Origin of the sequence: Spiroplasma phoeniceum P40 (genome assembly GCF_003339775.1) — a bacterium.
GTDB lineage: Bacteria > Bacillota_I > Bacilli_A > Mycoplasmatales > Mycoplasmataceae > Spiroplasma > Spiroplasma phoeniceum.
On sequence record NZ_CP031088.1, the window covers coordinates 1,460,919 to 1,483,035 of the forward strand.

At 26.8% G+C, this 22,117-nt stretch carries 27 protein-coding genes and 1 pseudogene; 7 read left to right on the forward strand and 21 right to left on the reverse strand.

Annotated features, from left to right (window positions below; all coding sequences use genetic code 4):
* Positions 1-56 precede the first annotated feature (56 nt).
* The 6 genes from infB to SDAV_RS13530 form a co-directional block, all read right to left on the reverse strand.
* The gene (gene infB / locus SDAV_RS08920; protein WP_114565324.1) at positions 57-1,910 is read right to left on the reverse strand and encodes a translation initiation factor IF-2; all 1,854 of its coding nucleotides are present in this window, start codon (positions 1,908-1,910) and stop codon (positions 57-59) included.
* Positions 1,911-1,933: 23 nt separating this feature from the next.
* On the reverse strand, positions 1,934-2,239 hold the full coding sequence (locus SDAV_RS08925; RefSeq protein WP_114565325.1) for a L7Ae/L30e/S12e/Gadd45 family ribosomal protein: 306 nt from the start codon (positions 2,237-2,239) through the stop codon (positions 1,934-1,936).
* Positions 2,240-2,241: 2 nt separating this feature from the next.
* Complete coding sequence (rnpM, locus tag SDAV_RS08930) at positions 2,242-2,517, reverse strand: RNase P modulator RnpM (protein ID WP_114565326.1); 276 nt, start codon at positions 2,515-2,517, stop codon at positions 2,242-2,244.
* Between the two features lie 19 nt (positions 2,518-2,536).
* A complete protein-coding gene (nusA, locus tag SDAV_RS08935) occupies positions 2,537-3,952 on the reverse strand; it encodes a transcription termination factor NusA (protein WP_114565327.1) in 1,416 nt (471 codons plus the stop codon).
* Positions 3,953-3,971: 19 nt separating this feature from the next.
* Complete coding sequence (locus SDAV_RS08940; protein WP_114565328.1) at positions 3,972-4,454, reverse strand: LSm family protein; 483 nt, start codon at positions 4,452-4,454, stop codon at positions 3,972-3,974.
* A gap of 229 nt (positions 4,455-4,683) precedes the next feature.
* Positions 4,684-4,992, reverse strand: coding sequence for a phosphoheptose isomerase family protein (locus tag SDAV_RS13530; RefSeq protein ID WP_245938365.1), 309 nt, complete (start codon positions 4,990-4,992; stop codon positions 4,684-4,686).
* A 983-nt stretch (positions 4,993-5,975) separates the two neighbouring features.
* On the opposite strand from SDAV_RS13530, the gene SDAV_RS08950 reads away from it, so the two are divergent.
* Positions 5,976-6,308, forward strand: a complete 333-nt coding sequence (locus tag SDAV_RS08950; protein ID WP_151202527.1) for a hypothetical protein — start codon at positions 5,976-5,978, stop codon at positions 6,306-6,308.
* 221 nt (positions 6,309-6,529) lie between these two features.
* Here SDAV_RS08950 and SDAV_RS13535 read toward each other — a convergent pair whose 3' ends face one another.
* The 3 genes from SDAV_RS13535 to SDAV_RS13545 all read right to left on the reverse strand — a co-directional run bounded on the left by SDAV_RS13535 (position 6,530) and on the right by SDAV_RS13545 (position 7,368).
* The gene (locus tag SDAV_RS13535; protein ID WP_245938366.1) at positions 6,530-6,880 is read right to left on the reverse strand and encodes an SIS domain-containing protein; all 351 of its coding nucleotides are present in this window, start codon (positions 6,878-6,880) and stop codon (positions 6,530-6,532) included.
* Positions 6,881-7,030: 150 nt separating this feature from the next.
* Positions 7,031-7,174 carry a hypothetical protein gene (locus tag SDAV_RS13540; protein ID WP_245938367.1) on the reverse strand — a complete coding sequence of 48 codons (144 nt, stop codon included), beginning with the start codon at positions 7,172-7,174 and terminating at the stop codon, positions 7,031-7,033.
* Positions 7,175-7,200: 26 nt separating this feature from the next.
* A complete protein-coding gene (locus tag SDAV_RS13545) occupies positions 7,201-7,368 on the reverse strand; it encodes a hypothetical protein (RefSeq protein WP_245938368.1) in 168 nt (55 codons plus the stop codon).
* Positions 7,369-7,622: 254 nt separating this feature from the next.
* Here SDAV_RS13545 and SDAV_RS13550 point away from each other — a divergent pair, with 254 nt between their 5' ends.
* Positions 7,623-7,850 (forward strand): PTS sugar transporter subunit IIA, encoded by a 228-nt coding sequence (locus SDAV_RS13550; protein WP_245938369.1) that lies wholly within the window; start codon positions 7,623-7,625, stop codon positions 7,848-7,850.
* A gap of 123 nt (positions 7,851-7,973) precedes the next feature.
* On the opposite strand, the gene SDAV_RS08965 is transcribed toward SDAV_RS13550, so the two are convergent.
* The 9 genes from SDAV_RS08965 to leuS all read right to left on the reverse strand — a co-directional run bounded on the left by SDAV_RS08965 (position 7,974) and on the right by leuS (position 17,598).
* The gene (locus tag SDAV_RS08965; RefSeq protein ID WP_114565330.1) at positions 7,974-8,168 is read right to left on the reverse strand and encodes a hypothetical protein; all 195 of its coding nucleotides are present in this window, start codon (positions 8,166-8,168) and stop codon (positions 7,974-7,976) included.
* Positions 8,162-9,709 (reverse strand): SLC5/6 family protein, encoded by a 1,548-nt coding sequence (locus SDAV_RS08970; protein WP_114565600.1) that lies wholly within the window; start codon positions 9,707-9,709, stop codon positions 8,162-8,164. The genes SDAV_RS08965 and SDAV_RS08970 overlap by 7 nt, the downstream gene beginning before the upstream one ends.
* 56 nt (positions 9,710-9,765) lie before the next feature.
* The gene (locus tag SDAV_RS08975) at positions 9,766-11,421 is read right to left on the reverse strand and encodes a hypothetical protein (RefSeq protein WP_114565331.1); all 1,656 of its coding nucleotides are present in this window, start codon (positions 11,419-11,421) and stop codon (positions 9,766-9,768) included.
* Positions 11,422-11,545: 124 nt separating this feature from the next.
* On the reverse strand, positions 11,546-12,067 hold the full coding sequence (locus SDAV_RS08980) for a methylated-DNA--[protein]-cysteine S-methyltransferase (protein WP_114565332.1): 522 nt from the start codon (positions 12,065-12,067) through the stop codon (positions 11,546-11,548).
* 227 nt (positions 12,068-12,294) lie between these two features.
* Positions 12,295-12,678 (reverse strand): ADP-ribosyltransferase, encoded by a 384-nt coding sequence (locus tag SDAV_RS08985; RefSeq protein WP_245938370.1) that lies wholly within the window; start codon positions 12,676-12,678, stop codon positions 12,295-12,297.
* A gap of 120 nt (positions 12,679-12,798) precedes the next feature.
* Positions 12,799-13,164: a PTS transporter subunit EIIB gene (locus SDAV_RS08990; RefSeq protein ID WP_114565333.1), complete on the reverse strand. Its 366-nt coding sequence runs from the start codon at positions 13,162-13,164 to the stop codon at positions 12,799-12,801.
* A 2-nt stretch (positions 13,165-13,166) separates the two neighbouring features.
* Positions 13,167-13,973 carry an NAD(+)/NADH kinase gene (locus SDAV_RS08995; RefSeq protein WP_114565334.1) on the reverse strand — a complete coding sequence of 269 codons (807 nt, stop codon included), beginning with the start codon at positions 13,971-13,973 and terminating at the stop codon, positions 13,167-13,169.
* Positions 13,974-14,060: 87 nt separating this feature from the next.
* The gene (locus SDAV_RS12705; RefSeq protein ID WP_222611546.1) at positions 14,061-15,140 is read right to left on the reverse strand and encodes a TMEM164 family acyltransferase; all 1,080 of its coding nucleotides are present in this window, start codon (positions 15,138-15,140) and stop codon (positions 14,061-14,063) included.
* 40 nt (positions 15,141-15,180) lie between these two features.
* The gene (gene leuS / locus SDAV_RS09010) at positions 15,181-17,598 is read right to left on the reverse strand and encodes a leucine--tRNA ligase (protein ID WP_114565335.1); all 2,418 of its coding nucleotides are present in this window, start codon (positions 17,596-17,598) and stop codon (positions 15,181-15,183) included.
* Between the two features lie 137 nt (positions 17,599-17,735).
* Between leuS and SDAV_RS09015 the strand changes: the two genes are divergently transcribed.
* Both SDAV_RS09015 and SDAV_RS09020 read left to right on the forward strand, forming a co-directional pair.
* Positions 17,736-18,374: a nitroreductase family protein gene (locus SDAV_RS09015; RefSeq protein ID WP_114565336.1), complete on the forward strand. Its 639-nt coding sequence runs from the start codon at positions 17,736-17,738 to the stop codon at positions 18,372-18,374.
* A gap of 40 nt (positions 18,375-18,414) precedes the next feature.
* Positions 18,415-18,831 (forward strand): hypothetical protein, encoded by a 417-nt coding sequence (locus tag SDAV_RS09020; protein ID WP_114565337.1) that lies wholly within the window; start codon positions 18,415-18,417, stop codon positions 18,829-18,831.
* A 368-nt stretch (positions 18,832-19,199) separates the two neighbouring features.
* Here SDAV_RS09020 and trxA read toward each other — a convergent pair whose 3' ends face one another.
* Positions 19,200-19,511, reverse strand: a complete 312-nt coding sequence (gene trxA, locus SDAV_RS09025) for a thioredoxin (RefSeq protein WP_114565338.1) — start codon at positions 19,509-19,511, stop codon at positions 19,200-19,202.
* Positions 19,512-19,565: 54 nt separating this feature from the next.
* Positions 19,566-20,375 (reverse strand): Cof-type HAD-IIB family hydrolase, encoded by an 810-nt coding sequence (locus tag SDAV_RS09030; RefSeq protein WP_114565339.1) that lies wholly within the window; start codon positions 20,373-20,375, stop codon positions 19,566-19,568.
* A 147-nt stretch (positions 20,376-20,522) separates the two neighbouring features.
* Here SDAV_RS09030 and SDAV_RS12220 point away from each other — a divergent pair, with 147 nt between their 5' ends.
* The 3 genes from SDAV_RS12220 to SDAV_RS09040 all read left to right on the forward strand — a co-directional run bounded on the left by SDAV_RS12220 (position 20,523) and on the right by SDAV_RS09040 (position 21,176).
* Complete coding sequence (locus SDAV_RS12220; protein ID WP_157092878.1) at positions 20,523-20,672, forward strand: hypothetical protein; 150 nt, start codon at positions 20,523-20,525, stop codon at positions 20,670-20,672.
* Positions 20,673-20,775: 103 nt separating this feature from the next.
* Positions 20,776-20,925: a hypothetical protein gene (locus tag SDAV_RS09035; RefSeq protein WP_083436084.1), complete on the forward strand. Its 150-nt coding sequence runs from the start codon at positions 20,776-20,778 to the stop codon at positions 20,923-20,925.
* Positions 20,925-21,176, forward strand: a complete 252-nt coding sequence (locus tag SDAV_RS09040) for a hypothetical protein (protein ID WP_114565340.1) — start codon at positions 20,925-20,927, stop codon at positions 21,174-21,176. The genes SDAV_RS09035 and SDAV_RS09040 overlap by 1 nt, the downstream gene beginning before the upstream one ends.
* A 526-nt stretch (positions 21,177-21,702) precedes the next feature.
* Here SDAV_RS09040 and SDAV_RS09045 read toward each other — a convergent pair.
* Positions 21,703-22,106 (reverse strand): annotated as a pseudogene (locus tag SDAV_RS09045) (spiroplasma phage ORF1-like family protein); the annotation flags it as partial.
* Positions 22,107-22,117: the final 11 nt, after the last annotated feature.

The following is a 22,117-nucleotide window of genomic DNA, read 5'->3' on the forward strand; positions in this document are numbered from 1 at the left end:
TATTATTTTTAACCAAAAAACAACCAAAAATAACATAAAAACAACCAAAAAAATCATTACTTTGTAACGACTTTCTCAGTATAAGCTTCAATAACATCTTGCTCTTTTAAATCATTATAGTTTTTAATTGTTAACCCACATTCAGCCCCTGTTTTGGCTTCTTTAATATCATCTTTAACATGTTTTAATGATGCCAATTCACCACTATAGACGATAACTCCATCACGTAAAACTCGAACTCGTGATTTTCGTGGAATAATACCATCAGTAACATAACAACCAGCAATAGTTCCAATATCAGAATGACGGAAAATTTGACGTACTTCCGCTTGTCCTAACACTTCTTCAACCATTTCTGGATCTAACATTCCTTCCGCTGCGGCAACTATTTCTTCAGTTAATTTATAAATAATTGTATGCAAACGAATTGGAACACCTTCATCTTCGGCTTTTTTCCGAACATGAGCTGTTGGACGAACATTAAAACCAACAATAAATGCTTGACTAGCTAAACCTAATGTTACATCACTTTCAGAAATTGCCCCAACAGTTGCTCGTAAAACATTAATTCTTACACCTGGAATATTAATTTTTAATAGACTTGCTTTTACCGCTTCAACTGTTCCTTGAGTATCAGCTTTTAAAATAATATTAATTTGTTTTAATTGTCCATTGTTAATTTGGGCTGATAAACTTTCTAACGAGAAATTTTGATTTTTATAACGTTTATTCATTGTATCAATTGTTTTTCGTTTTAAAGCAATTTCACGTGCTAATTTTTCATCGCGAAAAACCATAAAACGGTCACCAGCATTTGGTACTTCATTTAAACCATGAATCATAACTGGAGTTGATGGTCCTGCTGATTTAATTTTTTTACCACTCTCATCAGATAAATCACGAACATAACCAAAAGTATAACCAACAACTAAGGCATCTTTAATATTCAATGTTCCTGATTGCACCAATAGTGTTGCAACTGGTCCTAAGCCACGATTTAAGTGTGATTCAAGCACTGTTCCTAACGCAAAACGATTTGGATTTGCCTTTAATTCCATTAAATCAGCCATTAATAAAATTGTATCTAATAATTCATCAATTCCTTGTTTTTGTTTAGCACTTCCTTTAACATAAGGAGTTGTTCCTCCTCACTCTTCTGGAGTTAATTCTTCTTGTGATAATTGCATTAAAATATTATCTAAATTTACTCCAACTTTATCCATTTTATTAACAAAAACAATAATTGGTACGCCAGCTGCTTTGGCATGATCAATGGCTTCTTTAGTTTGCAACATTACACCATCATCAGCGGCAACAACTAAGACAACAATATCGGTTACTGCACTCCCTCGTGCGCGCATTTGTGTAAAAGCTTCATGTCCAGGAGTATCAACAAAGGTAATCTTTTCACCATGTTTCGTTTTAATTTGATAAGCCCCAATATGTTGTGTAATTCCCCCATGTTCTTTACTTACCACATTCGTATTACTAATGGTATCTAATAGGGTTGTTTTCCCATGATCAACATGGCCCATAATTGTGACAATTGGTGGTCGTTTTTCTAACGAAGCAGGGTCATCATTAACTTCAAAACTTTCAATTAAGTTTTCATGTGTTACTGATTTTTCACGTTTAAAATCTAACCCGAATTCTAAACATAACTCTCCCAATTGCTCTTCAGTTAAAAAAGTATTTTGATTTAACATTATCCCCTTACTAAAAAAGTATTTAATAATTTCACTAACGTGTTTATTAATTTTTTGGGCAAACTCAGCAATAGTTAATGCCTCATCATAAACAAAAACTCCTTCGTTAACATGTGCTTCAACCGTTTTTAATTGTGATTTAATCCGATTTCGTTGTTTTTTAGCTAATGTTTTTTTATTTTGTTTGTTATTTTGACTACTCATCTGTCCCTCCTCCTTTTTGAATTTTAAGAATTATTTAATAATGTCAGCAACCGTTGGGCAAGATGCTGGTCACTAATACCAATCATTTTAACATTATTTGTTCCTAAAGCTTGTTGGGTTAAATTGAAATCAAGGCAACTAAAATAAGGGATCTTATAATAAAAACATTTTTGTTGATATTTTTTTGCTTGCGTAGCACCAACATCACTGCTTGTTAATACTAAATAAACAGTTTTTTGTTGAATGGCAGTTAACAAACAAGCCCCTGTGATTAGTTTACCCCCTCGTTTGGCTAGACCAAGATAACTATATCCTTTTTGATCTATCATCGTTAATCTCAACCTTCACTAATTTCACAATATAACATTTCGTAAAATTGATCGGTTAACTTTGTTTTTAAAGCACGTTCTAACGCGTGATTCTTTTTTGATTTTTCATAAATCTCTAATGTTGGTCGTAAATAAGCGCCGCGCCCATTGGTCTTTCCGGTTGGATCAATAATAATTTCCCCCTTTGGTGTCTTAACAATTCGTACCAATTCTTTTTTTGGTAACATTTGTTGTGAAACAACACATTTTCGTAAGGGAATTTTTTTATGATTTGTCATCGATATCCCTCCTAGTTAATTATTTATCTTGATCATAATAATCATCATAGTCGTCATAATTAATTTCATCGTCATCATCATCTTGATTTTCAAATTGTTCACTCTCAAAATAAGAAAGATTGTCTTCAATTTCTTGAATTTCATTTTCTAATACTTTAGGAGTTGATTCTGTTAAATCATCAACATGATAATTTTCTTCATCTAAAATCATTGTTTCTTCAGCCATTTGTTCTTCAATAATTTCAAATTCTTCAACTGGTAAACCGGCTGTTATATCAACAGTATTTGTTTCAACAATGGCTTTTGGTTTAATTTTATCTTTTAATTTAACTTGTAATGCACTAAGTTCATCAGTTGTTAAATTTCCATTTCATAAAATTTCAACTTGTTTCGTTAACGCTTCACTATAACTCATAATGTTTAGTTTTCATTTTGTTAACTTTGCAACTAATTTTGCGGCACTTCCGCCTTTTCCAATTGCTAATGATAATTGCTCATCAGGAACAACAACGTCAGCTTCTTTTCCTTCATCATTAGTTGTAATTGAAATTACTTTTACGGGTGATAATGAGTTAATAATAAATTGTTGACTATTATCATTATAAATACAAATATCAATTTTTTCATCTTGTAATTCAGCTGTTACTTTATTAATTCGACTGCCCTTGCTACCAACACAAGCACCAATTGGATCAATATTTTCATTTGTACTATAAACAGCAATCTTACTACGACGCCCAGGATCACGAGCAATTGCTTTTACTTCAATTACTTGCTCAAAAATTTCTGGAATCTCACGTTCTAATAAACGATATAAAAAATCATTGCTTGTTCGTGAGCCAGTAATTTGTCCTGCATTTTTTGATTTAACAACATCTTCTGCTAAAAAAGTAATTGGTTGGCCAACTTCAAAATGGTCAGAAAAGATCAAATTTTTTCGAGGAATATAAGCAAATGTTCGTTCGACTTCAACTAATAAGTATTTTTCTTCAGCAGCAATAACAACACCCGTCATTAAGTGCCCTTTTTGGATAATATATTCATCAAAAATTGAATCCTTTTCTGCTTCTTTAATTTGTTGTTTAATAATTTGGCCAACTTGGAAAATTGCTAATCGTGAAAATTCTTCTGAATTAACTGGTTCATAAACTTTATCATCAATTGTAATTTGCTCACCATATTTTTCTTTGGCTTCATTTAAACCAATTTCTAATAAATCATCTTCTACTTTTTTAACAACAGTTAATTCTTTTTCAACTTTAATTTGCCCTGTTTTTTGATCAATCTCAACAATAATTGTTGCTTCTGGATCAAAATGTTTTTCATAAGCCTTCCTAATTCCTTCTTTAATTGAATCTAAAATTAAATCACGGCTAATTTGTTTTTCACTAACAATTTCATCAATTGTTGACAATAATTTTGCACCATCAATCATGCTATATAACATTCCTTTCTTAAAATTTAACCGCACAACGCGCAAATTTAATATTTTGATAATTTGTTTGCAAGGTTTTGCGAGCACCTTTAACAAAATAAGTAATAGTAAGATTTTGTTGCTTATCAAGCATTGATAATTCACCAGTAACTTCAACTAAATTATTGACTTTTTCGTTAAATTCTAAATAAACATAATCCTTAACATGTTGTTGTAGTTCATTTCAATTTCGTAATGGTCGCTCAGCACCTGGTGTTGAAACCTCTAACAAGTATTCTTCTGAAAATAAATCAAGACTATCAACCAATTCATTAATTTCTTCACTAATAACTGTTAGATGATCTAAATCAAGCACAGTTGTTTTATCTTCAATTAATACTTGCACAACATTTGTGTCAAACTCTTGTAAATAATTAATTGCAAACAAAGTTAAATTTTGCTTTGCTAAATAATTTTCCAAAGCTACTTTCAATTTTGTTTCTTGTTGTATAAAATGTTCCATTCAACACCATCCCTTCTTAATCAAACATAACTAAATTTATTGCATTATTTATGGCATTAAAGAAAGAGCACGGTTGTGCTCTTTTTTGACCTATTTTAATTACTTTATTATTATAATACCTTATTAATAAAAATACAACAAAATTAAGAAGATAGTTCAAATATTATTTTAGGTATCAGTTTAACAATAACTTTAGATTATTTTTAAAAATAGTTAATCATTAAACCGCTTAATTTAAAAGTATCTTATTTACACAGTTATTAAAACACATTTCTTTAAAAAAGGGGAATACTAAAATGAGAATATACAATACTTTTACAAAATTTATTAAAGTTAATATATTTCTATGATCATTTACTCGTTGATTTGGGGTTGAAATAATATGCGACCAATTTGCTAATTTAACTGCTTTTGACATATCTTTCCCAGAAATTACTACAATCGTTACTCCTTTTTCTTTTGCAATTGTTAATGCTTTGTTAACTGCTTCATTATCACCAAATAATGAATAAGCTAGAATTAAATAATTTTTATTCATAATCCGAGAACGAACCATTAAGTCTTCTTCATTTTCATTTAGATTAAAAGCATTAAAACCAAAACTATATAATTCTAGCGCTATTGCTAATTTAGGTCTTAAAACACGTAATAAAGGTATTTACAAACAAATATATTTTTATATAATTTAACTAATAAAGAAGGAAAAAATTGGAATGACTTGTATCTTTTCTATTTATAGGTTTAATTATAGGTTTAAGAGCAATAAAAACTAATGGCACAAGCATCGCAAATTGTTTATTTAATTCTTCCACTTTTTAAAATATTTGTTTTTTAAACTATATGGTAGAATTGAAATACTGTTGATATTTGTTTTTATTATACAGAAAAAATAGGATTTTCTTATAAATCCTATTTATTTTTATTAGTCTTAATTTGGTTGTAGATTATCATAATAATTGCAAGTTTATATAAAGTAAAAAATTCATATGTTATACTGTTTATGTTTTAATATAAAGAATAGTAAATATGAATTATAAGCATTTTATCATAGAATAACGAGCATTATTTGAAAGTTATAAAATTCAAAGATTAAAAAATCGTGAATGTGCCAAGCGCTTAAATAAGCACGAATTAACAATATCACGCGAATTAAAACGTTGTGAAGGTACCAAATACATTGCAAAACAAGCAATATTACATTATAAATATCATTGAAGTAAATGTGGGAATAAAAAAAGACTTAATTTTAACCAACGAAAATATATTAATCATGGATTAAAAAATTTTTGATTACGAGAACAAATTGTTGGTCGTTTTAAACAACTATCTAATTTTGAAAAAGAAAGTTTTGGTTTTAATTATTCAGATACTACTTTAGGGAAAATTATCTCTACAATTTATCGTTACATAAAAATTAAAGCATTTTACTTGTCTCAAACAACCTTGCGACATTATAAAAGCCACACAAAACCGAAATTTACCAAAAATAAAAAACATATTTCTGAAATTAAAAGAGATAGATTGGATTTTGGTCATTTTGACACTGATTTAATTAAGGGTAAAAATATAAAAAGTTTTAAACTAACAATCACTAAAAAACTAACAAATTTAGATTATATTTGTCATCTTGATAATAAAGCGACAAATACTGTAAATATTAAGTTAATTAATTTTTTTAAAAACCCAGCAATTATGAAATATTATAAATCATTAGTATTGGATAATGGTTCCGAATTTACGATGTGAAAAGAATTTGCACAAATGACTAGCATTCCATTTTATTTTACAACACCAGATTTACCATGAGAAAAAGCACTATTGAACACGAAAATAAATTATTATGGAAAGATATAGGTTTAAATAAATACAGTAAAGAATATGACAAATAAACAACACTTTTATTAAATAATCGACCAAGAAAAAAATAAACTTTAAAAACACATTTAGAAGTGTTTAAAATGTTTAGTCTTTATTTTGATTTAATAAAAACTTGTACTTAAGTTGATAATCTACAAAAAATTAATTTTACATAGAACCCACATAATTAAAAATTGAAACAAAATTAGTTCTTAATTTTATACTATAGTTCCTTTTTTATTTCAATTATTAATTAAAATAACACCTTTTTGAATTTCTTCATATATTGATGGTTTTTTATCTATTAAAATTGTTATTAAAATATTAGTTATAATTAGTTGCGAAATATTGCTAGAAATAATTAAAAAATAAGTTAAATCTAAATAAGAATGATATAAAACTCTATAATCTGGTTGAATCAAATCACTATTATTCTGCTTAGTTGTAACTAAAACCGTTTTTATATTGTTTTTTCTACTTAATTTAAGTAATTCAATAATTTCACGCGTACAACCAGATTTTGAAAAAAGAATCATCAAATCATTATTATTAAATCAATTTAAAAACAATAACTGACCATGAAAATCTTGCTATGTATAATAATTAAACCCTAATTTAATTAAAATATTATTCAATTCAGAACCAATAACAAAAGATGAACCAACCCCAAAAATAAAAATACGTTTAGAAGTAAAAATACAGTTAATAATATTTTCTAATTATAATAAATTTAAGTTATTAATTGTTTCAAAAATAGAATATAAATTAATATTTTTAATTTTTTGAATTAAATTAGGTAAATTATCATTATATTGAAAATTAAAACTACTTTTAATCTGTTTAATTTTTTCATAAATAAACATTTTAAGTTCTTTAAAATTTTTATATCCTATTTTTTCGATAATCTTGATATTGTTGATGTTGCTATTCCTAGTTTTTTACTAGTTATTGTGATTGAATTATTTAAAAAATATTCCGGTTTTTTATTGATTTCAATTGCCACATATTTTTCTAAGGATGTTAAATTATATAAATCCAAAGCAATTATTGGAATCATTTATACCCTCCTTCACTAAAAATTATAATGTATTAAATTTTCAAAAAATTTGCATTTTAATAAAAAAAATACAAAAACAATTAATTTTCTTGTACTTTACCATCTTCTTTCTATAATAAAAAATAATAAAAAATAGAAAGGTTTATAAAAAATGAAAATATTTAATGAAAAATTATTACAATATATTGAAAAACCAATTAATAAATGAGAACAAGCAATTGAATTATCATCTGAATTATTAATTACAAATAATTATGTTAAAACTGATTTTCCCACTAAATGAAATAACAAATGATTTAGGTCATTATTATGTTGTGGCACCCAAATTAGCATTATTGCATATTATGCCTGATTCAACAATTTTAAAAACTGGAATAAGTTTTACATATTTTAAAATTCCAGTTAAATTTCAAAAAGAAGACAAATACCATATTAAATATTGCTTAGCTCTTGCTGCAGAAGATAATTTTTCACATATATAATTACTTCAATCAATTGCTAAACTATTTGCAAAAAAAGAATTTTTAACTAGTATAAAAAACTACTCATCATCAATAGAATTAATTGAAATTATCAAACAGCATGATAATTAAAAAATATTAAATTTACTTTCTTTCATTAGTTTTATGATCTAAACTTGGTTCTAAATCTTCTTCTAACTTATGTTCTAATGCTAATTTCTGATCAACTTCTAATGTATGCTGGCTACGTTGTCAATCTTTATAGATAAAAAAGCCAAAAGCAACTGCTAATAAAATTGCTAAAACTAATAAAACAACAATGGCGATGGTAACTAACATTGTTTATGTCCTCCTTTTTCTCGTTTTATGCCATAATAACTATTCAGACTTGCAACTAGGACTGGTACAAAAATACCTAACACAAAAGCTAATACTGAGATATATCAAGCGTTTTTTGTACAACTAATAATAAAATTATAAACTGAAAAACCAATAATAACAACTAATATAAGTGGAATTAAATAATACATCATAATTTTATATAACTTATTTAATTTAATTCATGATACTTGGTTATTGTAATTAATTACAATATGTAGTTTTTTTGCATATCAAACAAAGAAAATAACTTGTGCTAAAGATACTAAAATTAAATCTAATCCTGCTGCTAATAATTGAAAGGAATTAATTACCTGATATGTACTCTCAAAAACTAGTAATAAACCAACAACAATAATTGTTAAACAAATCCCACAAATTACTTTTGGATTACTAATTTCATATTGTGTTTCAATAGCATCAACAATAACTTCAACATTACCAACCGTTGTACTTAATCCGGCAATAAATAAAGCTAAAAAGAATAAAACTCCTAAGAAATTCCCAACTCCCACAACAGTATTTTGATTAATAATATGGAAAGTTTCTGGCAAAACATTAAAAACAAAAACCATTGAATCATTACCAAACTTAGTAGCAATTTGTTGTTGAAATAATAAAATATCATTTTTATCAGTAACCAAATTATTAACAATAGCCCCTGATGCACCAAAAATAAAGATTAAGTTAGTAATGGATAAAAATAAAATTCCAATTACTAATAAGTAAGCTTTTGAAGCATTATCTTGATTATGTGGACCTACACCAGCAAAGCGCATCATCATTCCCATTCCTAATGATGTTGTAAAAAAAGATAAGGAAAAAACACTACATCATGTTTGACTTTGCTTTAATTTCTCTAAATTATTTGTTAAAAACAACGTTGCTAATCCTTGATGACTCCCTGGAACTGTTAAAATATAAATTGCTAAAATTAAAATAATTAAAAATAATAAGGGCATAAAAAACTTATTAACTTTTTCAATTCCCCTAATTCCAAATAATAAGACAAGACCAACTAACAAAACAACAAATAAAAAAGCTAAAAATACAATTCATTGAAAACCACTATTGTTAGTTACGCCAAAACCACCACGTTGTAAAATCTGATGATTAAAAATATTTCCATGAACATTACTAATCAAGGTAGGACTAAATTCAATTCCAATCGAAATAATAGTATAACCAACCAAAACAGCATAATAAATCGGAATAATAATCATTAAAGTTGATTGAAACCAACCCATAAAGCGACTAAAGCGAACACTTTCCTTATCAAAAATGTTAATTACACTTTTACGTCGAAGATTTCCTAAGTTAAATTCAAAAATTAATAGTGGAATTCCCACTATTAATAATGCAAAAATATATATTAAGAAAAAATAAAATCCACCATATTTATTAATATAACCAGGTAATCCTCAAATTACCCCTAATCCAATTGCTGCACCTAATGATGAAACAATAAATCCAAATTTTGTCATTTGTTTTTTACTACTCATTTTTTCCTCCTTTATTTTTAAATAAAAAATGCAATATTGTTGCATTTTTACCATTTCTATTTCTTTTGAGGTCTAATCTTACGACTAGTACCTCAAACAACGGCAATAATAATACTTATGCAAAAAGCACCAAACATAATAATTAAAACAATTTTAATAATGTTAACGTTTTGATTATAACTTGCAATATCATCATAGCCAAAAATGTTACCCATATATTGTCCTTTAATACCTAAACTATTTACAAGATTCTTAAAATATTTTGGTGCAACATTTCGTGCTTCTTTAATCATTCCATAGTAAACATCAACAGCATGCCCCATCTCATGATTCAAAGTACAAAAAACATTTGGTGAGCTTCATCATCCAATTAAATATTCAGAAATAGTTTTTCCCTGCAAAACATTATCAAATTCTTTTGCAGAAATAACGATATAAGCCCTTCTAGTTGAAATAAAACGATTTGACCCTGGTAATGATTGAAAAGAATAATTTGTATAAGCTGCTGTTTGTCTACCTTCTTCTAACAATGGTGCATCAGGAGAAAATAAAAATCCAGTTAAAAAATATTTAAAATTGTCACCAGTTATTGCATAAGTCATATTAAATAAATTTAAAATTTGTTCTTTAAGAAACTCCATCAGTTCATCAGTTCATTGATAATATTTTTGCATTGCTTGCACGCTATCTTTTAAGAAAATAGTGCTCCCTTTTTCATGATAATAATTATTTTCATATTCTGTTATCTTTTTTAAATCTTCATCTAACTTATCAAATGATGAATAATATTGCTGTTTACTAGTATTCATAAAATTTTCAAATTTTATAATCGCTGATTGTGATGCTCGCGTATATGAATCATTCATCATATTTCCTAATTCCGCTGTTAAATCCTGCTTACCATCATTAATAATGCTATTTCGTAGAATATTTCCGTCAAAACTAACATTATCAGTTTTAATATCTTGCATTCCACTTGACTGCCACATAATTAAACTTGTTTTAAGAACATTAAAAGTATAATTCCGTGCTCATAATTTCCTATTTTGGGGAATTAATTGTTGTAAACCAAGTTCAAAAGATGGCAAAAAATATTTTAAATCAACTGCATCAATTGCTTTAGTTGTTAAATTAGTATTATAAATAATATTTGACTTTGCAACATACTGATCAATTTTAGCACGTTGTTTTTGTAAAGAAGTAATTCGGGAACCAAAATTTTCTTTTTGAAGCTGAGTATAAATATCAATAAAAAAATTATTTAAAATCTCTCAGCTTTTATTTTTCATTTCGTTTGGCATTGTCATTCATTTTGAATATGCTTCGGCAAAAAATTCTTTCCAAGTTTTCATTCCATAAATACTAGTATTAATAATCGAGGCCATTAATGACATTTCAAATAATTCTTTCGTATCGATTCTCACATTATTAATATTAGTTTTAGTATTATAAATTATATCTTTATTAGTAACAATATTGTTTTCCATCATTTTTACTGTTTTGTTTTGGTCAATATTGGAAGACTTATAAATAAAATACTGTAATAAATAGCCTGAATAAATAAAATCATCTTCGTCAAGTGATGAAACTGCTGTTGGTGATAGTTCTGTAATATATCACTTTTGATTAATAAAACTAGAAGTAGGTACAAATGTCATATTAATAGTTCCAAACACTAATAAACTACTTGCTATTGTATGAAACTTTCCCATATTTTTTTCTCCTTTTAATATATTAAAAATTTATTGTTGATAATCAACATACTAATTAAAAATAAAATTAATTGTAATAAAAACTACTTTTAACAAAGCATAAATTTAAAATAACAAATACTAATTATCAAATATTTTCTAATTGTAATAAAAATGCTTTCATTTCTAACCCACCACGATAGCCAAGTAAAGCATTATTTTTGCCTAAAACACGATGACAGGGAACAAGAATTGTGATGGCATTATTGCCAATTGCTGTCCCCACAGCTCGCATTGCTTGCGGATGTCCAATTTTTTGTGCAATATCAGCATAACAAGTTTTTGTTCCATATGGTATTTTAGCGACTTCTGCTCAAACCTTTTTTTGAAACAAAGTACCAGTGAAATCAAACGCTAAAGTAAAAAATGTTCGTTTTCCCATTAAATATTCCGTTAATTGCTCCATAACAAGGTTCGTTTTTCCTTCTTGATCAGCAATTAATAAAATATTTGGTCCCTTTTTCTTCAACCAAGATTCTAATTCATTAAACCCTTTGTTATTAGAACCAATAAAAGTTATACCTTGTTCAGAAACAGCAACATATAAATTTCAATTATTAACCTTTAAATTGTTATAATACCATTTAGTTAACTTTTGTTTGGCCATATCTTATAACCTCCTAATGATTGCTGTTTTTGATTAAAATAAATTATTTTGTGCTTTAAGGTATTTAAATTATACTATTAATTTATGAAAAACTATTTATAATTAGCAAATTTTTTTTATTTTTTATTAGTTTTGCGTAAATAAATCACGATTAATTTTATTATTTGCATCACGTAAATTAAGATCATGGTCTGAAAATTGATAGTCACTAACCCGACGAAAAACAACTAATTTTTCATTTTTTTTGCTTTTTGAAATGATTTATCTAATTTTAAAATTTTATCATTAACTTTCTTTAAATCATTTTTTGTAAATTTAAGTTCAGCTGGAATAGCTTCAATATCATGATATATTTTTGCATTTGTCTTTCGTAAATATTCATTAATTAGTTCATAATGACTTCCGTTATATTGTTCCAAATACTCCTTGAATTCCTTTTTCTCATTTTTTGTTAATTTATTTTCTCAATCATTATATAATTGTCTTCCGCCATTCCTTGCTTCTTCATTTCTGTCTTTATAGCGGCGTTGATTTTTATTAAATTTTTTATTGAAAGGTTGCTTTAATCGTCCTCACGCTGGCACATAAAAAATAAACTCTTCAAATATCATTGCAATTCTTCCTCCACTTTATAATTAAATTATCTCTTAAAAGTAACAAAAAAAGCACGAAAGTGCTTTTAACAAATTATTTGCAGATAAAAATAAACAATAATAAAAAAATTGTAATAATTATGTTCCAATAATTTTATTCATTTCATCTTTTATTGCTAAACTGATATTGCCAAATGGCAAAATAACAGTTTGGGCAACAATATCAATATTTTTTAATTTAAATTTAGTTTTTAACAAAACCAAATCAACTTCGTCTAAATCTTTTACTGTTACTCGCAACCGAGTTAAGGTTGCTTTAACCATTGTAATATTTGTTTTTGTTCCTAAAATATTAATTAAATCATTAATAGAAAAAGAAAGCGCTTGTTTTGGAACAATAATTTTTTGAAAATTAAAAATCTTTTTCCGAAAAATCATAATTAAAATAAACAACAGCATTAAAATCATTGCCACAGCAATGATAATAATATATTCAGTTTTCATTATTAATCATCTCCTCTGTTATCATTGCAATGAGCAAATAATAACTTCATCTTCGCAATTAGACTCAAATCATTTTCTTTATCATAGCATAAGTTCAATGTTTTTTGACTAATTTTTAACTCTACATCGGAACTTAAAATTTCTGATTCATAAGTATCAATCACTAAACTTTTTCCTTTCAACTCACCATTTAACCTTATTATTTGATCTTGGTCTAAAATAATTGAAGCGTTAATTGTGGAAAAAGTTGAATTTGCTACCGGAGCAATTTCTTTTAATTGCCATAGAGTGGAAATATTAGATGCAATAATGGAACCATTAATTGCTCGCATATAACCTGTTGAACCAGTTTTAGTTGCAAAAACAAGCCCACTTCCCCGGAAATGCTCCAACAAATCATTATTAACATAAATGTCAGTACGAATTGTTTTAACATTGTCAACAACTTTTGCTTCATTTAATGCATAGCGAATAATATTACCATTATATTTAATTTCTAATAATGGCATTTGGCGAATATGAACTTTATTATTAATAATTGCTTTAATTGCTTTAGGATAAGTATTTTCATCATAGTTGGCATAAAATCCTAATGAACCAGATTTAATTACAATAAAAAAAACTTTATCAATAATATCTTGAAATTTATTAACCGCTCTTAATAAAGTTCCATCCCCGCCAATGATAAAAACATACTGTGGGTTACTAAGATCTTCTTTTAATTTATTTTCTTGTAAAAGTTTAATAATTTTATTAACTAACTGTGTTGATTCTTGATAATCATTTGCAATAATTGCATATTTAACCATTGTTCTCGCCACCTTTTCTTTCATTTAGTTATATTATACCTTTATTTTAAATTGAAAACTTAATTAAATAAAAAATAATTAGCTTTGCTAACTATGATTCTTATTGCGAATTGTTAATAATTCAATATCAGTAAATTTTAATAAATTAGTTTGATTAAGATAATAATGAATTTTATTATCTGATCAAAAAATATATTTAAAAGTAAAAGTAATGTAAGTTAATCCTTCTTTAGTATGAAATTTATTACATACGCCGCGAGGAACAGATTCTAATTTTTTTGTTTTTTTATCATATAAAAAACTTTGTGGTAGATAAAATAATAAAATATGGGTTAATGAAACAATTACAATTCCTAAGAAAAACATTGGTAATCAAGCAAATGGCCACATATATTTTGCACCAATAAAGTTTGTATTTCAACCACCAACATTAAAACCACCCTTGTTCCATGGTTCACCGCTACTTGGCCCCACAAATAATTGGTTTGTTTTAAAAATTCAGTCTCAAATTACTGCAATAACAGAAAATAATGTTAATCATAATAACTGTCATTTAAATAATAAACCACTATAAGGCTTTCCCACTAAACCATATTTATAAACATATAAATAAGCAAAAATAATTAATGTATGAAGAATAAAGTAATTATAGTAAAAGAAATTATCTAAACTTCAATAACCATTAACCGGCGTTATAATTGCTAAAATTGGTAAAACAATTGCTGAAGGAGCAACAACTTCAAAAAATTTTCGACTAGGAAAAATTAAAATAAAGCCCGATAATAACTGGTGTAAACTACATAAGTGTAATGGCATAACTTCACTTAAACCACGAATTTGCGAAGGTCCCACCGGTCCTCAAATTCACTCTGTTTTTAAAACAACTGCTAAATAAGTTACTCAAATCGCATATGTTAAGAAATAAGTTATAATTTGATAAATCCCGATTGAAATCCGAAACCATTGTCAATTAACAGTTTTTGCATAATACTTTCTGCAAACAAATAATGAACCAATAATTAAAACAAAAATACTAATGCCAACTAATTGAAAGACATAATTATGACCTTTAAAAAATCACTGGTCAGTTCAATCAGCCCTTGGCAGATATGAACCTGCTGGGTCAAAAAAACCTCATGGTCCATTGCTAGAACGAACAAATTGCATTACTTTTCTCCTTTGATTAAATAATTAATATCTTTTCTATTTATTTTATAACAAAATTAACAATTTTATTTTTAATAATAATTTCTTTAATAATCTCATGCTTATCTAAAAAGGTTTGAACATTGCTATTAGCTTTAGCCAAAGCTGATAATTCTTCTTCTGATGTATCAAGTGGTACTTCTAATTTAGCAAGTAATTTACCATTAACTTGAACTGCAATTATAACCTCATTTTTTTGTAAATATTTTTCATCATATTTTGGCCATGTTGACAATGCAACTGATGATGGTTGATTTAATTTTGTTCAAATTTCTTCTGCTAAATGTGGAGCAAACAAACTTAACATTTTATTAAACCCTTCAAAATACGGTTGATAAATTGGACCTTTTATTTTATAACAAGCATTAATAAAGACCATTAGTTGTGAAATTGCTGTATTAAAACTTAATTTTTCTAACATTTCTGTGCTGTTTTTAACCATTCTATGATAAACAAAATCTAACTCATGATTATTATCTTGCGAAAAATTATTATTTTTAATAAGACGATAAACGCGATCTAATCATTTTCGTGCTGAATCTAACCCATTTGGATTTCAAGGCAATGATGCTTCAATTGGTCCCATAAACATTTCATATAAACGTAATGTATCAGCCCCATGTGATTTAATAATATCATTAGGATTAATCACATTTCCTTTTGATTTACTCATTTTTAAACCATCTGTCCCTAAAATCATTCCTTGATTAACTAATTTATAAAATGGTTCAGAAGTTGGAACTAATTTTTGGTCATATAAAAATTTATGTCAAAAACGTGAATATAATAAATGCAAAACAGCATGTTCTTGGCCACCAACATATAAATCAACTGGTAATCATTTTTTTAACAAAGCTTGTGCTTTAGTACTACGTAAGTCTAACAGTTGCTTATCTTCCATTAAAATATAAGCTAAATAATATCAACAACTACCCGCTCATTGCGGCATCGTATTAGTTTCTCGGCGTCCTTTTTTTCCAGTACTGTCAATAACAGTTAATCATTCTGTGGCATTAGCTAATGGTGATTCTCCCGTTTGTGATGGTTTAATATTTGTCATTTTTGGTAATTCTAAAGGTAATTCTGTTTCATCAACTAAACTAATTGAACCGTCTTCTCAATGAATAATTGGAAAAGGTTCTCCTCAATATCGTTGACGAGAAAATAACCAATCACGAAGTTTATAAGTAGTTTTAACTTTCGCTTTTCCAGCTGCTGTTAAAACATCAATTGCTTTTTTTGTTGCTTCTTCTGTCATTAAACCATTCAAAAAATCAGAATTAATATGTTTACCATCTTTATTATGTAATTTATTATGATGTTCTCCTTCAATAACATAACTAATTGGTAAATGATATTTTAAAGCAAATAAATAATCCCGTTCATCATGACCTGGCACAGCCATCACAGCACCAGTTGCATAAAATGGTAACACATAATCAGCAATTCAAATTGGAATAAGATTTTCATTAATTGGATTAATAGCATAACTACCAATAAACATTCCATTTTTTTCTTTACTAATATCTTGCCGATCTAAGTCAGTTTTTGCTTTTGTTGCTGCTAAAAATTTTGTAACAGCAGCTTCATATTCAGGTGTTGTTAATTTTGAGACTAATGGATGCTCAGGTGCTAAAACAAGATACTCAACACCAAAAATTGTATCAGCACGGGTTGTAAAAACATTAATAATTTCTGGATTATTTTGGACCGCAAACTTAATTTCAGCACCAACTGATTTTCCAATTCAATTTCGTTGTAACTCTTTAACTGATTCTGGCCAATCAACTTCATCTAATCCTGCTAATAATTTTTCTGCATAGTCAGTAATTTTTAAAACCCATTGTCGCATTGGTTTTTTAAAAACTGGAAAATGTCCACGTTCAGAAACCATTTTTCCATTAATATTTAAGACTTCTTCATTAGCTAAGACTGTACCTAATTCAGGACATCAATTAACATCAACATCACGCATCTCAGCTAATCCATTTTGATATAATAATTCAAAAATTAATTGTGTTGTTTTAAAAAACTCTGGTGAAGAAGTATTAACTTCTTTTTCATAGTCATAACTAAAGCCAAGTGCTTTTAATTGGTTACGAAAATTAGCAATGTTTTGAAAAGTAAATTCTGCTGGATCATTCCCTGTTTTTAAAGCATATTGTTCAGCTGGTAAACCAAATGCATCTCAACCAATTGGATGCAAAACATCATAACCTTGCAATTTTCGCATACGACTAATTACATCAGTTGCAACATATCCTTTTGGATGTCCAACATGTAAACCTGCTCCTGATGGGTATGGAAACATATCTAAAATATAAGCTTTTTGCTCTGAATTATTTGTTGTTTTAAAAGTTTGATGTTCTTCTCAATATTGTTGTCATTTTTGTTCAATTGCTTTATGCGAAAATTCCATCTTTATTACCCTTTCTAAATTTTTATCTTTTTAATTATAACATTGTTCCAAAATTTGTTATTAATTTAAGCACTTTTAATTACATTTTTATTAGCGTATAATAAATTTATAAATAAATTACAGAATGGGAGAAAATTATGAGCGTACAAGAAGCAGCAAAGTTTCGAAAAGCAATTAAAATCTATGATAAAACAAAAGCAGTTAGTGAAAGTGATTTAAAAACAATTTTAACAACTGGAGCCTTAGCACCTAGTTCTAATGGCTTAGAACCAGTAAAAGTTATTATTATCAAAGATCAAAAATTAAAAGAACAAGCAGCATTAAACTGTTTTATGCCTGGCAATCAGCAAAAAGTAAAGGATGCCCCAATTTTAGCATTACTATTAGGAGCAAATGGTGATTATTTAACATCTGAAGAATTTTTAACCAATCGCTTAGAACGAATTTTTAGTGGTGAAACATTAAAAACAAATGTGCGAGGAATGAGTAATTACTTAAAAAGTTATCCAAGTCCAAATATGTTTTCGGATGAACAAACACATCTTGTCGCTAGTTTTATGGCATTACAAGCTGCTGAATTAAAAATTGGATCAAGTATTATGGGCGGAATTACGCAACTGCAAGCAACCTCATTTTTTACAAAACATAATATTGTGGACCCAACAAAATGACATTTATCGTTAGGAATGCTATTTGGATATTATGATGACAATGTTAAAGGAACAAGTTTCCCTCGCTTACGAATTGCTGAGGATGAATTTGTTAGCATTTTTTAACTTACTTAATAAAAATTTTCCTAAAAAATTTAATTAACTAATGAAAACATCTCTTAAAAATTTTTGAATTATTAGTTTAATTACTAATATTATTTTTTTATTAATCCAAGTTAGCATCATGACGCCACTAATATTATGTCAAAAACAATTACAGTTAAGTAATAGTGACTTATCGCAAATTTTCTTTGGTATTCTAATTATTATTATTTTAGTAATGTTTATTACTAACTGAATTCTAGTTAAAAATCCACTCCGAAAACTAAATACAACAAAAGAATTAGCACCCTGACAAGCAGACCTTGGTTTTCGTATTATTACAAAATATTCACATTTGAAAACGGAATATAATGGTTATGTCTGATATTTAAAGAAAAAAGGTTTTATTCTGCTTGCTACGCTTGGAATTAACCTTGGTTTTGCTTTAATTTCTGCTGTTGTGTTTTCTATTTTAGGATAAAATAAAAACTACTTTTTTATTTCTAAATTTATTATTTTAAATTATTACTATTTTATAAACTGTTTTTTATTGTAAAATATTTTTTAATTTTATAAAAATCCTTAGATAAATTAGTGTTATAATTGATGATTTAATAAATTTTTGATTTAAAAAGTTCATTACTATATCTTCATTAAATTAAACATTATCCATTAAAAATTAAATATCCTACTTTGAAACTTTTGTTTCTTCTTTTTGTTTTTTTGCAGCTTCTTTACGAGCCAAGATTTTCGCCGCTTTTTTCTCTGCCATTAAACGACGACGTTTCTTCATTGACATTGCCATTTTTTATTCACCTTCTCCTTTTTAAATTATTAGTAAAAACTTTGTTAACTTAATAAATCTTGTTCAATTTCGTTAGCAGTTACAAATCCTGTTTTACGTTTTAATTCATTTCCATTTTGAAAGATAATTAATGTTGGGATTGATAAAATTCCATAATGCTGAGCAAGATCTTGTAAAACATCAACATTAACTTTAATAAAATTAACATCACTACGCGTTTTTGCTAATTCATTAATAATTGGAGCAATCATTTTACATGGTCCACATCAATCAGCATAAAAATCAACTAAAGTTAACTTTGCATCACTAATTGTTTTTTCGAATTCATCAATATTTTTTACTTCATTTACAGCCATTTTAATTCTCTCCTTTACTGAATTCTCTTGCTTTTTTATCATATCATAAAAGTACTATTTTTTTAAGAAAAACTGTTGCAAATATTTTGCTGGCCCATTTTCACGATTTGATAATGTTACTTCATTTGCCATTGTTTTTAACTCATCAATCGCATTGCTAACCGCAATACCAACTCCAGCTTGGCGAATTAATTCAAGATCATTATAAGAATCACCAAATGAATAAGTTTGACTAATATCAATTCCAATATGATGGGATAAAAATTGCAAGGCACTACCTTTTGAAATCCCCTTGCAAGCAATTTCAAAAACACGATTATTATATTGAGTAATATCTAATTGCGGTAATAATTGTCGTAACTTTGTCATTAATTCACTAGCACCCTTATCATCTAAGGACTGATGGGCAATAACACTAGCATGTGTAATATCTTCTGTAATATCAGCGACCTTGGTGATAATTTTATATTTTGTTCGCATTATTTTTGATCAATAATAAGAATTCTCACCATATTCGTAAACATAAGTACTATTATTACTAAAAAAATGAACTTTATATTTGCGATAAGTAAAATCAAAAATGGTTTTAATTTCTGCTGTTGTAAAAATCATCATTCATAAAAAACTATTAGTCTTAAAAGAATAAGCACTTGCTCCATTATTTGCCAAAACATAACCATCATACTTATGAACTTTTAGTTTTCGCGCTTGACGAATTGCATCATTAGCTAGGCGCCCTGTTGTAACAACAAAAGGGATTCCTTTTTTTTGAATTGAATTAACTGTTTTTTTTGTTAACCGACTAAACCGATGATTATCCTTTAATAAAGTTCCATCCAAATCAGAAAAAACTGCTTTTTTCATCTACTTATGTTCCTTTCTCTTTCCTTAAAATTTGTATGATTATATTATTTAGAAATATTGATCAAACATTAATTTTATAGTTTTAATAATTATAGTAGAAAATACTTAAATTTAAAAATTTTTTATAAATGAATTATGTAAAATGAAGTGCAACAAATCAACTTTGAAAGGAGTTGATTTTTTATTGAAAAGAAACATTATTTTATTTTGCGGTCCTTAGTAATTAAGTATGGAAAAGATATTGTTATTAATACTGTAAATAAGATAGTAATTAATAATGTAAAAGAAAATGAATAAATTATCCGCGTAATTTATTAGCTGTAATTTATTCAATATGGTTTATTTTGAGCGTAGCGAACACGCGAAGCGTGTCGCAATATTTTTAGAGAGGAGATGTAATATGCCAACTTGATTAACGACAATATTTAGTGTTGTTATTATATTAGGGATTTTTGCTTGAATTGGCTTATCAATTTATCAAAAAATTAAACAAATTCGAGGAAAGAAAAAAGAAAAAAAAGAAATTGAAAGAAAGGAGAGTAATAAATAATGTTAGGTATGTATTTAACAACAGCGTTTAATTTTTTAACAGCACCTACACCCAAAACTATGACTGAGGGTATGACTGGTATTTGAACTAGTTTGACTAGTGCATTATGAAAAGTTAAAGAAGGTATAACAAATATTTTACCTGAGATAATGGTTTTCTTAGGTGAAGCGTGAATTATATTAATTCCATTTGCTATATTTTGTATTATTAAAATCTTAAACTTTTTCCGTGTTATGGTTAAAGGATTTTAATATTTATTATAATCGATCATATATCTTAGCTAAGGCACACTAGCTTTTATGTGAGTTAAATAAATAATTTTATTGTTTATTTTTACACTATGCACTGTTTACAAATTTATTTTTTAATAAACTTTATTACTATCGTTAATATTGGGATAATAAAAATTCCTATTATACATATAAATTTAATTATATTTTCTATAGTTGATAAATCTATATTGTTTATTATTCATAATATTGAGTCTGTTATGAAAAATATTTTTTTAGTAGGATTTAATAAAAATAAGAATATTTCTATTAAGGGCCATACTAGTAATAGATTTGGGAAATAAATTTTTATAATATTTTTTATAAATATACCTACTTTCTTTTAAAACTTGTAAACAGTGTATAGTGTAAAAATATCAATTTAATTATATTTAAGGTATTATTATGGTTTTCTCTCTGTATAAAAATATTTATAAATTTGTTAATTTATTAAAAATTCGAATAATAAATTTAAAAGTTATTATTAAAATTATTATTAGTGAAATAATTGTTTTAATTGGTAATACATATATCGACTTTTTAAACTATGTCATTGTTGATAATAATTTAAAAATGTTCCACCAGGTTTATCATAAACAACTCCCGTAGAATAACTATCTTGTAAAAAATCCAAATACCATTTATCATTAAACGATAATTTTTTTGATGTTTTTAAAGTTGGATTAATAAAATAATTTGTTTCCGACCAATTTTCAAAAAAACTACTGCGTAAAAACATTGTATTAATAAAATCAGTTTCATTAATACCTTTATTAGTACTATATTATTCTCTTGTTTAAGCGTATAATGCTCTCCATTTAACGGTCTAAACGCCGTTAAAGTAATAAGTGGAATAACCAAACCCAAAAAACTTAAAATAAATATGGCAAATAAAGATAACGATTTTTTCATAAACTCAACTC